12 protein-coding genes are annotated in these 13755 nt (G+C 64.7%); 1 reads left to right on the top strand and 11 read right to left on the bottom strand.

Annotated elements, in window-relative coordinates:
• Positions 1–303: 303 nt before the first annotated feature.
• Entirely contained in the window at positions 304–591 is a 288-nt protein-coding gene (locus tag NX782_RS09120) for a hypothetical protein (protein ID WP_258845130.1), read from the top strand.
• Here NX782_RS09120 and NX782_RS09115 read toward each other — a convergent pair whose 3' ends face one another.
• From NX782_RS09115 to wecB, 11 genes are all read right to left on the bottom strand, one after another.
• Positions 592–1362 (bottom strand): LuxR C-terminal-related transcriptional regulator, encoded by a 771-nt coding sequence (locus NX782_RS09115; protein WP_258845129.1) that lies wholly within the window; start codon positions 1360–1362, stop codon positions 592–594.
• Between the two features lie 20 nt (positions 1363–1382).
• Complete coding sequence (locus NX782_RS09110; protein ID WP_258845128.1) at positions 1383–2096, bottom strand: winged helix-turn-helix domain-containing protein; 714 nt, start codon at positions 2094–2096, stop codon at positions 1383–1385.
• A gap of 280 nt (positions 2097–2376) precedes the next feature.
• Positions 2377–2967 (bottom strand): NF038129 family PEP-CTERM protein, encoded by a 591-nt coding sequence (locus NX782_RS09105; RefSeq protein ID WP_258845127.1) that lies wholly within the window; start codon positions 2965–2967, stop codon positions 2377–2379.
• 17 nt (positions 2968–2984) lie between these two features.
• On the bottom strand, positions 2985–5993 hold the full coding sequence (locus tag NX782_RS09100; RefSeq protein WP_258845126.1) for an ExeM/NucH family extracellular endonuclease: 3009 nt from the start codon (positions 5991–5993) through the stop codon (positions 2985–2987).
• Between the two features lie 144 nt (positions 5994–6137).
• A complete protein-coding gene (locus tag NX782_RS09095) occupies positions 6138–7166 on the bottom strand; it encodes a TIGR03790 family protein (RefSeq protein ID WP_308632879.1) in 1029 nt (342 codons plus the stop codon).
• A gap of 35 nt (positions 7167–7201) precedes the next feature.
• Positions 7202–7957: a PEP_CTERM-anchored TLD domain-containing protein gene (locus NX782_RS09090; RefSeq protein WP_258845125.1), complete on the bottom strand. Its 756-nt coding sequence runs from the start codon at positions 7955–7957 to the stop codon at positions 7202–7204.
• Between the two features lie 168 nt (positions 7958–8125).
• The gene (locus NX782_RS09085; RefSeq protein WP_258845124.1) at positions 8126–9544 is read right to left on the bottom strand and encodes a mannose-1-phosphate guanylyltransferase/mannose-6-phosphate isomerase; all 1419 of its coding nucleotides are present in this window, start codon (positions 9542–9544) and stop codon (positions 8126–8128) included.
• Complete coding sequence (locus NX782_RS09080) at positions 9541–10707, bottom strand: nucleotidyltransferase family protein (protein WP_258845123.1); 1167 nt, start codon at positions 10705–10707, stop codon at positions 9541–9543. Before NX782_RS09080 ends, NX782_RS09085 begins: the two co-directional genes overlap by 4 nt.
• A gap of 16 nt (positions 10708–10723) precedes the next feature.
• On the bottom strand, positions 10724–11722 hold the full coding sequence (gene galE / locus NX782_RS09075) for a UDP-glucose 4-epimerase GalE (RefSeq protein WP_258845122.1): 999 nt from the start codon (positions 11720–11722) through the stop codon (positions 10724–10726).
• Positions 11723–11819: 97 nt separating this feature from the next.
• A complete protein-coding gene (locus NX782_RS09070; protein WP_258845121.1) occupies positions 11820–12563 on the bottom strand; it encodes a WecB/TagA/CpsF family glycosyltransferase in 744 nt (247 codons plus the stop codon).
• Between the two features lie 18 nt (positions 12564–12581).
• Entirely contained in the window at positions 12582–13706 is a 1125-nt protein-coding gene (gene wecB, locus NX782_RS09065; protein ID WP_258845120.1) for a non-hydrolyzing UDP-N-acetylglucosamine 2-epimerase, read from the bottom strand.
• Positions 13707–13755 lie beyond the last annotated feature (49 nt).

Here is a 13755-nt window from a genome sequence, read left to right as displayed (position 1 = left end):
GCGCTACGTTTTTCTTCCCCGCCCCGGTGTCATTGCGCTAACACAAGTCTGTCCTTGTGTGAAATTGTTTTAGACAAACTTGAGAAATATCATGTTGAGACGTCGCTTCGATGAGACGTTGCTTTCACGCACCTAAAATTTCCTCAGGGACATTTCCCATCATCATCGCCGAACTGTCTCTATTTCCAGGCAAAAATATTTCGAAAGTATAATATTTGCACTAAATTAACTAAAAAAATGTTGAGTTGCGGAAAATTTCCTGCGTACAATGGCTCATCTGTTGAACGCGACCTCTTCCGCACCATGAAACTTCACGCCATCCGCTCCGCTTCCGCCCTCGCCATCGCCGTCATCCTTACCGCTTGCGGTGGTGGCCAGGCAGACCAGTCGAGCATGACTGCCGCCACGCTGACCATGGGCACCGCCTCGGGCGTCTCCGCCCAGGCCGCCAACACGATGCCGGCGCCGGATTGCGCCGCCGATGGCTGCAAGAGCCCGCGCATCATCGATGCGAATGCCGAAGCCTACCGCTACGACGCCATGCGTCGCGCCGCCGCGGACGAAGCCGCGGCCGCCAACACCAATTCCTGATCAGGCTTCAAGCAGCCGCAGCTCCAGGCAGCGCGCCAGTGCGTGCGCGCGATTGCCGACACCCAGCAGGCGGTAGATCCGCTGCAGGTGGTTCTTCACGGTGAGCGCGCTGATCCCCAGGATTTGCGCCATCTCCTCGTTACTCTTCCCTTCGCGCAGCCAGCCGACGATCTCGGTTTCGCGCTCGCTGAGCGGTCTTGCGGGTCCCCCCGCCCTGCGTGCTGCCGGCGACGGCAGGCGCAGCAGCGCCAGGTGCAGGTGCGCCAGCAGCAGTTCCAGGAAATAGGCATGGCGCGGTCCGGGCCGCATCGGCAGGCCGAACAGCACGAACACGCTGGCGCCCTCCGCCGTCGCCCCGGTGCCGTGCACCAGCACGCTGTCGAAGCCGGCCTCGCGCAATTCTTTTTCAAAACCGCCCAGCACGCCGCCGGCTTTGCCGCCGACTTTGCTATCGCTGAGCTCGGCCATTGCCGGCAACCGCGCGCCCTGCTGGCAATGGCGGGCGATGCGCAGGGCCAGGCCGTCGCGGCGGTCGGCCAGCAGGCTTGCGGCCTGCGGCGCCAGCACGGTCGCGTGCAGGCATTCGAGCCGGCGCAGCGCGCCCGAGGGCGCGAACTGCAGCGCCACCATCACCTGGTGCGGCAGCAGCGCCTGCAATTGGCCCTGGGTCCACAGGAAGAACTGGCGCATGCTCGCCACCCGCAGGCCGGATTCGATGGCGCGCAGCAGGTATTCCTGCTCCTGGCGGCTGAGGATGACGACCGGTTCCAAGGCGGGACGCGAGCAGGGATTCAGGCGGCGCCGGACCAGTCGACGCGCGCGTTCCAGGCGAAGCGGTAGCCGGTGCCGCGCACGGTTTCGATGTGTTCCTGGTGGCCGCTCGGCTGCAGGGCGTTGCGCAGGCGGCCGACGTGGGTGTCGACGGTGCGTTCGTCCAGCACCGCGTGGCGGCCCCAGACTTTATCCAGCAATTGCGAGCGCGTGTGCACGCGCTCGGGGTGGTGCATCAGGAAGTTCAGCAGGCGGAATTCGACCGGCCCCAGCGCCAGCTGGCGGGTGCCGGCGATCACGCGCTGGGTGCCGGGATCGAGGCGCAGGCCCGCCATCTGCACGGTCTCGCTCGACACATGGGGAACGCGCCGGCGCAGCACCGCGCCCATGCGCGCCAGCAGCTCGCGCGGGTTGAAAGGCTTGGTCAGATAATCGTCGGCGCCCGATTCCAGCGCCAGGATCTTGTCGTGCTCCCCTGCCCGGCCGGACAGCATGATGATCGGCAGCTCGCGCGTCCGGTTCGACGCCCGCAGGCGGCGGATCAGCGCCTCGCCGGATTGCCCCGGCAAATCCCATTCCAGCAGCAGCATCTCGGGGACGCTGTCGTCCATCATCAGCAGCGCCGATTCGGCGTCGAGGCAGGCACAGGCATCGTGGCCGGCACTGGTCAGGTTCAGCTGGAGCAAGTTGCGGATGGCGGGATCGGGGTCGACCACGAGAATCTGTGCAGCCATGGGTAGGGGGACATCACTCTATCTTCACGACAACGGGATTTTAATATGCACCAAGCAAGATCAACTGAACAATATGATTTGCTTTAAGAATTGATAGCTTTCCCGAATAAATACCGGAACGGCGGAAAGCCTAGAGGGATGCGGGCTCCACCCGTTTTGGGTAGGCCGCGGGGTGCTGCGCGGGAGTGGTGAAATTGATACAAAACAAGCCGCCTGCCCTGGCGGACAAGCGGCTCGTTTCAGGCTTTCAGGCCTTCAGAGGGCGCGGCTCGGACGCGGCTCAGGCGCGGCGGCGGGCCACGGCGCCGGCCATCATCAGGCCGATCAGCACCAGGGCCGCGGCCGAGGGTTCCGGCACGTCGGCGGCTGCCGGGCCGACACTGGCGACGCCGGGGTCGGTCACATAGCCGATCGAGTCCGACTGCAGGGTGAAGGTGACGGCATGCGACAGGTAGTCCGAATAGTCGCCCTTGATCAGGTCGGCCGAGAAAGCTGCCGTGCCGATGTCCGACGGCAGGCCGTCGAAGCTGATGTCGAAGCTGATGTCCTGGCCCAGCTTGAACAAGCGCAGGTAGTCGGTGGCGAAGTCGCTCATGAAGCGCAGCGTGCCATCCGGACCGACCGTCACCTGGTTCAGCGTCGGTTCTTCGAGGAACGCGCCCTGCAGCTTGCTCAAGGTCGCGGTCAAGGGGTCGGCCGAGCCGAAAGGCGCGAAGTACATCTCCAGGTAAGCGGTGTCGCCGCCGCTGGTGTCGAAACCGGCGGTCTTGATATCGACGTGGTACACCGCGCCGGCGTTGGCGGCGCCGGCACCGGCCAGCAGCGCGGCCGCCAGGAAGGCTTGCGAGAACAGGGATTTCAGATAGGTCATGGTGCGTGCTTTCTCGATTAGAAGGTGCCGGTGTAGAGCTTCGGCGTGAAGGTCACATTGACCTTGTTCGGGTTGCTGAAGGTCGCGCTCACGGTCACGGTGGCGCCCGGCGCCAGCGAGGCCGACGGCAGCGTGATGTAGGGCGCGCCGCCAAACGTGCCGCTCTTGTTATCGAGCGTGACCGAGGACGGCAAGCCTTCCAGGACCGCCTGCAGCGGGCCGGCGATCGGCGCGCCGCTGGTATTCGTGAAGGACACGCTGCCGCTGGACTTGCCGGTGAGGCGGTTGATGGTCAGGGCGGACAGGGTCACCTTCACGCTGCCGGTGACGTTGGTGTAGGCCGGGGCCAGGTTCAGGCTGACCACCACCGGGTCATGGTCGGAAGCGCGGAAGGCATTGTTGACGTACTCGTCGTCGGTCTTGCCATCGAGGTTGTAGTCGATGACTTCGGGCTCGTCGGCATTGTTGTGCCACTCGGTCACGCCGGCCACCTGCGCATCCAGCGAAGTGCTGGCCAGCGCGTGGTCCAGATAGCCGCTGGTGGCGTCGAACACGTAGGAGTACGGGATGCCGTTCGGACGCACGAAGCGCTCCAGTTCGTTCACCATGCCGGTGCTGTTCAGGTAGGCGATCGGGTCTTCGTGGCCGTAGGAATTGAAGTCGCCCACTGCCAGCACGTCGGGGTCGCCGGAGGCCGCCACGACCTGCTGGATGAAGCTGGCCAGTTGCTTGGCCTGCAGCACGCGGGTGGCGTTCCAGCAACCCTGGCCGTCGCCGCTGTCGCTGTCGCCGCTGCCGGCGCCGCCGCAGCTGCCCTTCGATTTCAGGTGGTTGACGATCAGCGAGAACTTCGCGCCGTTGGCGACCGACTTGAAGGTCTGCGCCATCGGCGGACGGTTGTTGATCGCGGCGTTGTCGGACATCGACGCGCCCACCGGGGTCACGACGGCCGGCTTGTAGATCATCGCCACGCGGATCGCGTCGGTGCCGGTGGCCGGCGGCGCCTGCACCACGGCATAAGCCGGGTAGCCGACGGCAACGTTGAGCTGGTCGACCAGGTACTTGACCGCATAGTCGCCGTTGTTCTGGATTTCCATCAGGCCGACCACGTCGGCATCCAGGCCTTTCAGCTCATTGACGATCTTGTCGCGCTGGCGCACGAATTCCTGCAGGTTGTCGGCGCCGCGGCAGTTGCTCTTGCTGGTGCTGTTGCCGATCTTGCAGCCCTGGCCGGTGCGTCCCTCGACGTCGCTGCCGTTGGTGAAGGTGGTGAAGAAGTTCAGCACGTTGGCGCTGGCGACCCGGACATTGCCCGCGGCGACTTCCGGCTTGTCCAGGCGTGCGTTGGTGCGGCTGATCTGCGGGGTCACGGTCGGCTGCACCTTGAAGGCGGCGCCGCCGCCGCCGATCGCGCCGAAGTCCAGCACGCCGGTCAGGTCATTGACGGTGTCGCCGGTGCGCACGGTCTTGTCGTCCGCCAGGTAAGGGATCTGCGCCGGCGTGGTGAAGATGCCGTCGTCCAGCACCACCATGTTCTGCTCGTTTTCCTTGGCCAGCGCGATCGCCTCGGGCGTGCCCGGACGGTAGCGGTTGGTCGGGTTCTCGCGGCGGCCATTCGACAGCACCAGCTCGCCGCGGTCGCCCAGGTAGGCGTTGCCGCTCACGGTCAGCGGGCCGGCGAAGCGCACCAGCATGCCTTCGTAGTTGGCCAGGTTGGCGTTCGGCAGCTGGATGTTTTCCGGGACGATGGTGTGGCCGCTGCTGATCACGCTCTGCGCGGTGACGTTGCCGAGTTCGGTGTAGCTGCGGGTTGCGCCGCTCGGCTTGTATTCGGTGACGGTGCCGGTGACGCGCACCAGGTCGCCGACCTTGCCGGCGGTGGTGGTGCCGAACACGTAGATGGCGTCCGAGGTGCCGGGGTCGCCGTCGCCGTTCGGGTCCTGGATGAAGAAGCCGCCGCCGCTGAGCTTGTGGGTAATCACGCCGGTGGTGGTCTGGACCGTGTTGACGTACTGGCTGGTGGCGCCATTGCCCTGGATCTGCGGAATGCTCACCAGGCCGGCAACCGAGACGTTGACCGTGCAGCTGTTGCTCTGGCCGGCGTCGTTGCTGAAGTTGACGACCACCGGGTAGATGCCGGCCGACAGGCCTGCCGCGACCGCCAGGTTGACCGAGGCGCTGCCGCCGGCGGCGGTGGCCGGCGTGAAGCCGGACAGGCCGATGCCGTTCACCGGGGCGCTGGTGATGACGGCGGCGTTGACGATGCTGTCGGCGTCGGAGGCGCCCAGCACGCCCGAGAAGGCGGTGCCGAGGGTGCCGCTGACGGTGGCCGGGCAGTTCAGGACGATGGGCGCGGCCGGTGGCGTGCCGCCGCCGGTGCCGCTGCAGACCTTGGGTGCGGTACCGCGGTTGCGTGCCGCCGGCACCGCAGTGCCGAAGTCGGCCTTGTTGTCGTCGGTATCGGCGCAGCCGCCCTCGTTGCGCAGCGCCGCCAGCGTGTTCGACAGGGTCGGGGCCGCGCCCGTGCCCTCGAAGCCGTTGGCGGAGCCGAAGCCGACCATGTCCGCCAGGTTGGCCGGCTCGGTCAGGACCGGGTTGGTGGTCGTCAATGCCGTCGTGCTCTTTACCAGCGCAACCTTGCCGGCGCTGCCGCTCAGGTTGATGTTGGTGACCTGGTCCGCCGCCGGCAGCGTTGCGCCGACCGCCGCCTGCGAAAAGCCCTGGATCAGGTAGTACTGGCCCGGCTCGAGGGTGACGTCGTTGAGGTTGGCCTTGTTGGTCCAGCTGTTGCCGGCGCTGGAGGCGTACTGGATGCTCCACCCTTTCAGGCTGACCGGCGCGCCGCTGCGGTTGAACAGCTCGATGAAATCGTTCTGGTACGTGGCATTCGCATTGCCGCCGCCGCCGTAGACCTGGCTGATGACGACGCTGCCGCCGTCGGCGAAGGCGTTGGCCGAGAGGCCGGCCAACAGGGCCGCCAGTACGGTCAGGCGGCCTGGGGATTGCATGGAGTGACGAAGGGTCATGGTGTTTCCTGAAAGGGAAGACAAAAGGAAGGTCAGTAGAGCACTTAACAAAATGGATATTAAATGCGCAAATTGACAACATCATGACCACGGATTAGTCCGAATGGACCAATCCGTTTACCTTCGGCACCGCGTGTCCACGCATCAACGCGGCCGTTTGCGGTAAGGCGCCGCCAGCGGCTCGCCGATGAACAGGCCCTGGGTCGGCCAGGCCACGCTCTTCCAGTAGGCTTCGATCGCGCTATTGCCCTGCACGTAATGCTTGAGCAAGACGGTCGGGTTGGGGAATTTCTGCCAGTAGTTGCAGGGCTCGCTGACCGAACCGTAGCTGGCGGTGGCGCCCGCTTCCAGCCAGCGCAGGCTGCTCATCTGCCCTTCCCCCAGCAAGTCGCCGCCGAGCGAGGTCAGGTGGTCGGCCAGGGCGCCGGGCAGGAAACGCAGGGTGTCGAGCTTCGCGACCTGCGCCATGCCGGTCTGGTAGATCATCACGTCCTGCGCGCCTTCCAGCACGTCGCCCTGGATGGTCTTGGTGCTGAGGCGCCTGGCCTCGATGCGGCCCGGCGGCGGGAAGAAGCCGCTGCGCGAGTTGCGCGCCTTTTCCGAGGTCACCATGTAGTAGGCGGTGGCCGGCGCGATGCGAAAGCCCGCCGAGGCGCCGCGGTCGATCAGGGCCTTGGCGTCCGCCACCGACTCGGTCGGCAGCAGCATGGACAGGCGCAGCTTGAGATCGGTAAAGGGACGCGTGGAACTCGAATTGAAGTAAGAACTGGAGCGTCCGCTGGCGCAGGTCTTGACGCACTGCGAAGCGTCGAAGCCCAGCGTATAGGCGCCGGTGATCGAATTGCACTCGACCTTGTAGGGCGCGGTCCAGACCATCAGCACGGCCTGGATCTCGGGGCCCAGGTGGCTGTCGATCTCTTCCTTCAAGACCTCGAAGCGTTCGGCGCTGATTTCGTGCGGCTTGTTCGGGATGCTGACGTGCACCACGTTCGCTTCCGGGATGCCGCGCCGCTTGCGGTAATACTCGCCGATCTTGACGCTGTTCGGTTCGGCGTCGTTGATGACGATGGCCAACTGGGATGGCTGCAGGCTGGGTGCTGAAGTGAACTGGGCATGCGCGCCGGCGGCGGCCAGCAGCAGGATGAGGGGAAGGAATCGGCGGATCGATATCATCCCCTCATGATGCCACAACTTGTAATGCGGACAACTTAGCTCACGCTTATCGGACGCGCATTGCACGGCTTGTTGCGCCGATGCTGGCGCCAGCGCAGCATGCCGCCCACCACGCCGAGGCCGGCCAGCAGCATCGCGCCCGAGGCCGGCTCGGGCACCGGCGCGATCGCAAACACTTCCATCGCGTTGACGCTGACGGTCTGGCCGCGCAGGCTGCCGTCGATGATGCTGACGCCTTCGTTGTCCGGATTGCCGTAGCTCAGCTGCCAGGACAGCGCCCTGGTGAGGTCGTCGTTGACGAACAGGTCGGGGCCGGAGCCGAACACCGGGCCGAACAGGATGTCGTTGAAGGTCTGGCGCTGGCCCTGGCTGGGCAGCTCGAAACTGCTCGACACCTGGCGGTAGACCGCCGGCGTATCGAAGTTGAACAGGAAGGCGGTGCGCTGCCAGTCGCGCTCGGTCTCATGCCAGCCGTCGGTGGACGACCAGCTCTGCGGGTTGTAGCCGCCGACGAGGAAGCTCTGGCCGGCCGTGTTGGTCACGTCGATCAGGGTGAAGGTCGCGCCCTTGCCGTCCGCGGCATTGTGAAAATTGACCGAGGTATCGCCCGGGCGCAGCGTGTACACGTTGTTCAGGTTGAACTCGCCCTGGCCGAGCCAGCGCTCGAGCTGGGCGTGGCGGCTGTCGTCCAGCAGGCTGGAGCCGCCGATGATATCGCCGGCCCGGGCCGTGCCCACGCCTGCGCCGGCCAGGGCGAGCAGCATGCCGCCCGCTGCAATGATCGTCTTCATGGGATTGTCCTCCCCTCGGTTCAAGACGCCGATTGTATGCCCGATGCATGGCGGCGCACGCACGGTAGACCCGAGGAAAAGAGAAACGCCGCCGGCGCCGGGGGCGCGGGCGGCGTCGATGAGGCGAACGCAGCTGCGTTTCTCAGATACGTTTCTCAGCTGCGTTGCTCAGCTGCGTTGATAGATGTCCTCGAAACGCACGATGTCATCCTCGCCCAGGTAGCTGCCCGACTGCACCTCGATCAGGTGCAGCGGCAGCTTGCCCGGGTTTTCCAGGCGGTGCGTCATGCCGATCGGGATGTAGGTCGACTCGTTCTCGGCCAGCAGCTTGACGCTCTCGCCGCAGGTCACGCGCGCGGTGCCCGACACGACCACCCAGTGCTCGGCGCGGTGGTGGTGCATCTGCAGCGACAGCTTCTCGCCCGGCTTGACGCAGATGCGCTTGACCTGGAAGCGCTCGCCCACGTCGATGCCTTCGTAGAAGCCCCATGGACGATAGACCCGGGTATGGTGCAGGTGCTCGGTACGGTCCTGGGCCTTCAGGTGGTCGACGATGTTCTTCACCCGCTGGACCTGGTCCTTGTGTGCGACCAGCACCGCGTCGTTGGTTTCCACCACGACCAGGTCCTTGACGCCGACCACGGCCACGATGCGGCTTTCGGCGCGCACCAACGAATTGCTGACGCCGTCCAGGTAGACGTCGCCGCGCTGCACGTTGCCGTGGGCATCGGCCTGCTGCACGTCGGCCAGGGCCGACCAGGAGCCGACATCGCTCCAGCCGATGTCGCTGGCGACCACCACGCCGTCACGGGTGTGTTCCATGACCGCGTAGTCGATCGAGTCCGACGGGCAGGCCGTGAACGCGGCTTCGTCCAGGCGGCAGAAGTCGAGGTCGCGGTAGGCGTTGTGCATCGCCGACTCTGCCGCCTTGGCGATCTCGGGCGCATGCTGCTCGATCTCGGCCAGGAAACGGTCGGCGCGGAACATGAACATGCCGCTGTTCCAGTAATAGCCGCCGTCGGCGACGAAGCCTTCGGCGGTGTTACGGTCCGGCTTCTCGACGAAGCGTTCGATCTTGTAGCAATCGTCGCAGCCCGGCAGCGGCTCGCCGCGGCGGATGTAGCCGTAGCCGGTTTCCGGCACGCTCGGCACGATGCCGAAGGTGGCCAGCGAACCGTCCTGCACCAGGCGGAAGGCACGCTCGACCGCCAGGCGGAAGGCTTCGTTCTTCTCGATCACGTGGTCGGCCGGCAGCACCAGCATGATCGCGTCCGGATCGTCGGCCAGCAGGTGGCGTGCCGCCGCCGTCACGGCCGGGGCCGTGTTACGGCCGACCGGCTCGAGCAGGATGCCGCTCGGGGTGATGCCCACCTCGCGCAGCTGCTCTGCGACCAGGAAGCGATGCTCGTTGCCGCACACGACCAGCGGCGCCATCAACCCCGGCCAGCCGCGGACCCGCAAAGCGGTCTCCTGCAGCATGGTCTTGTCGGAGACCAGCGGCAGCAGCTGCTTGGGCATCAGGGCACGCGAGAGCGGCCACAGGCGGGTACCGGCGCCGCCGGAGAGGATGACTGGATAGATTTTCATGCGCTTATTTTCTCTAGAGTGGAATCTGTCTCTTCCGCGCCATCTTTGCGGCGGCTGCGGCGACGATCGCGGGCGTTCAACCATTCGTCCGAGCTGTACTCGGAGGAATGCTTCATCTCCCCGCTGCGATCAATGCTGTAGTCCTTGAAGACGATTGTTTCATGTAATGTCACATCGTTAAGTACGCGAGTGTACTCGAAAAGCACGCTGCGAACGATTTCCGCGCCCTCGCAGATGTGGCTGCCATGACCGATCCAGGTCGGGCCGATGATGGTGCTGCCGGCTTCGATCTTGACGCCCGAGCCGATGTAGACCGGGCCCTTGATCGTGGTGCCGTTCCAGTCGATGCTGGTGTTCAGGCCGACCCACAGGCCTGGCTGGATCTGGATGCCCGGCACGTCCATGTGGTTGACCTCGCCGGTCAGCACGTTCTGCAGCACTTCCCAGTAGTCCGAAACGCTGCCGATGTCGAGCCAGTTGAACGGCCGGCCCTGGGCGTAGAAAGGCATGCCCTTCTCCGCCAGCAGCGGGAACAGCTGGGAACCGATGTCGAATTCCACGCCCGACGGGATCAGGTCGATCACTTCCGGCTCGAAGATATAGATGCCGGTGCTGATGAAGTTCGACAGCGCCTCTTCCTGCTTCGGCTTTTCCTGGAACTGGGTGATGCGGCCGTCCTGGTCGGTGACCACTACGCCATAGCTCGAGACCTTATCCCAAGGCACTTCCTTGGTGATCACGGTGGCCATCGCACCCTTGCGGCGGTGCTCCAGCAGGGCTGCCTTCAGGTCGAGGTCGATCAGGGCGTCGCCGCACAGCACGATGGTGGTGTCGTCGAAGAAGCCGCCGAATTCCTGGATCTTCTTCATGCCGCCGGCCGAACCGATCGGCACCGCCACGACTTCGCCGTCTTCCTTGGTGTAGCCCTCGAAGGAGTAGCCGATCTGGACGCCGAACTGTTCGCCCTCACCGAAGTATTCCTCGATCTTTTCGTGCAGGTGGCTGACGTTGACCATGATCTCGCTGACACCGTGCTTGCGCAGGTGTTCGATCAGGTAGGCCATGACGGGCTTGCCCAGCACGGGGATCATCGGTTTCGGCAGGTCATAGGTCAGCGGACGTACGCGGGTGCCTTTGCCTGCTGCAAGAATCATCGCTTTCATGGTTCGGTCCTCATGCTTATTTTGGGGTAGTTTGGTAGCGCCAGGAGTCAGCGCACATTTGTGCGATGTCACGCTGCGCGGTCCAACCCAGTTCCTCGCGGGCGTGGGTTGGGTCGGCGTAACACTTCGCAATGTCGCCAGGGCGACGGTCTACGATCTGGTAAGGAATCGGCTTGCCGCAGGCCTTCTCGAAGGCGTGGATCATTTCCAGCACGCTGTTGCCGTTGCCGGTGCCGAGGTTGTAGGTATGCAGTCCCGGACCCTGGACCAGCTTGTCCAGGGTCTTGACGTGGCCGATCGACAGGTCGACCACGTGGATGTAATCGCGCATGCCGGTGCCGTCCGGGGTCGGGTAGTCGCCGCCGAACACCGACAGCTTCTCGCGCTGGCCGTTGGCGACCTGGGCGATATAAGGCACCAGGTTGTTGGGGATGCCGTTCGGCTCCTCGCCGATCAGGCCGCTTTCATGGGCGCCGACCGGGTTGAAATAGCGCAGCAGTGCGATGCGCCAGTCCGGCGCGGCCTTGAACAGGTCACGCAGGATGTCTTCGATCATCAGCTTGCTGCGGCCATAGGGATTGGTGGCCGACAGCGGGAAGTCTTCGCGGATCGGCACCGAGGCCGGGTCGCCGTACACGGTGGCCGACGACGAGAAGACCAGGGTCTTGCAGCCGAACTTGGCCATGGTCTCGAACAGCACCACGCTGCCGGAGACGTTGTTGTCGTAGTAGCGCAGCGGCTGCGCCACCGATTCGCCGACCGCCTTCAGGCCGGCGAAGTGGATCACGGCGTCGATCTTGTGCGCGCCGAACGCGGCTTCCATTGCTGCGCGGTCGCGGATGTCGCCATTGACGAACTCGAAGGACTTGCCCGTGATCTTTTGCACCCGCCCCTGTACCGAAGGGTCGGCGTTGGACAGGTTGTCGAACACCACCACGTCGTGGCCGGCGTTCTGCAGCTCGACGACCGTGTGCGAACCAATGTAGCCCATGCCGCCTGTAACGAGAATTTTCATGAGTGCGTTTCTTTCTTAAAAATGTCTGGTCGCCATGCCCCGATGTGCTGGCGATTTGTTGTTGTGTCCCTGCGGCCGGGCCGCGGGCATCCCAGGTTTATCGTCCTTGCCTCAGTTCCTTGAGAAAGAGGCGTACAAATGCCATGTCCTCGATGAAGTAGCGGCGGAACATCCGGCGCGGCTCCTGCAGGAAGCGGTAGAACCATTCCAGGCCCGACTTCTGCATCCACACCGGCGCCCGCTTGACGTGGCCGATCGCCACGTCGAAGGTGCCGCCCACCCCCATCGCGAACGGAATCTTCATCTCGGCCTGATAGCGGCCGAGGAACTGTTCTTTTTTCGGCGAACTGATCGCCACGAACAGCAGGTCGGGGCGGGCGTCGCGGATTTGTTCCACGACCTGCGCCTCCTCCGCCTCGCCCTTCCAGTAACCGTTGCGGTAGCCCGCCAGGACCAGCCGCGGATATTTGTGCTGGTAGGTGGCGGCCACCTTGCTCACCACTTCTTCCTTCGCGCCCAGCAGGAAGACGCGCCAGCCCTTCTCCCCTGCCCGGCGCATCAGCGCCTCGAACAGGTCGACGCCGGCGACCCTTTCCTTGAGCGGCTTGCCGAGCAGGCGCGAAGCCCACACGACCGGCATGCCGTCGACGTTGATGAGCGCGCAGTCGTTGATGATCTGCCTGAGCTCCGGGTCGCGGCTGGCCTTGACCAGCTTGTCGACGTTCACCACCACGTGCTGATGGGGCCTTCCTGTATGGATAAAACCCTCGATGGTCTGCAGTGTTTCCTCCATCGACAGGTTGTCGATGGAGCACCCCATCAGTGTGATGCGTTCGCTCATCTGATCATCCTTTTCTACTCATTCGGGTACTTTCGCCAGCTCGGTTGCCAGTACCGCGACGATACGTTCCGCCGCCTTGCCGTCCCACAGGTGCGGCCGGCGGCCCTGTTTGCCTTCGCCGCGCAATACCTTGCGCGCTTCAGCCATGATGACTGCCGGATCGGTACCGGCCAGTACGTTCGAGCCCTCGTCGACGGTGACGGGACGCTCGGTGTTCTCGCGGATCGTGACGCAGGGCACGCCCAGTGCCGTGGTCTCTTCCTGCAGGCCGCCGCTGTCGGTCAGCACGACCGCCGCGTCCTTCCACAGGTTCAGGAAGGCCATGTAGGCCTGCGGACCGGCCAGCGTGACGTTCGGGCCGAGATCGATGCCGAATTTCTCGATGTTGGCGCGGGTGCGCGGGTGCACCGGGAAGATCAGCGGCAGCTCGGCCGCGATTTCCTTGAGCGCGCCGGCGATGCGGGTGAAGGTGGCGGCATCGTCGACGTTGCTCGGACGGTGCATGGTGACCACGCCGTAGCGCTCGCCCGCTTCCTTGCGCGCCTGCTTGAAGGCGCTGGTCTCGAAACCCGAGGTGTCCGTGTTGGCCAGCTTGTCGGCCTGGTACAGCACGTTGTCGACCATCACGTGGCCGACGTAGTGCACCGCCGAGTCCGGCTTGCCTTCGCGGCGCAGGTGTTCCAGGGCGGCCGGTTCGGTGACGAAGAACCAGTCCGAGATGCTGTCGGTGACCAGGCGGTTGATTTCTTCCGGCATGGTCATGTCGCCGGAGCGCAGGCCGGCTTCGACGTGGGCGACCGGGATGTTCAGTTTCTTGGCGACGATCGAGCAGGCCAGCGTGGAATTCACGTCGCCCACCACCAGCACGGCGGCCGGGCGCTCGGTCTGGCACAGTTCTTCGAAACCGACCATGATCTTGGCGGTCTGCTGGGCATGGCTGCCGCCGCCGGCCGCCATGAAGACGTCAGGTTGCGGAATGCCGAGTTCTTCGAAGAACACGTCGTTCATGTCGCGGTCGTAGTGCTGGCCCGTATGAATGATCTTGTAGGTGAGCCGCTGTTCCGGCTGTGCCTGCAGCGCGCGGACGATGGGGGCGATCTTCATGAAGTTGGGCCGGGCGCCCGCAACCAGATAAATAAGCATGAAACAAGTTCCCTAGTAATTAGTATGTGAACAACAGGGCCGGTGGCCG

Origin of the sequence: Massilia norwichensis (assembly GCF_024753245.1) — a bacterium.
In the GTDB taxonomy this organism is placed as follows: domain Bacteria; phylum Pseudomonadota; class Gammaproteobacteria; order Burkholderiales; family Burkholderiaceae_D; genus Telluria; species Telluria norwichensis.
The sequence above is the reverse complement of the archived record's forward strand: the minus strand, read 5'-3'. Positions and strand labels throughout refer to the sequence as shown.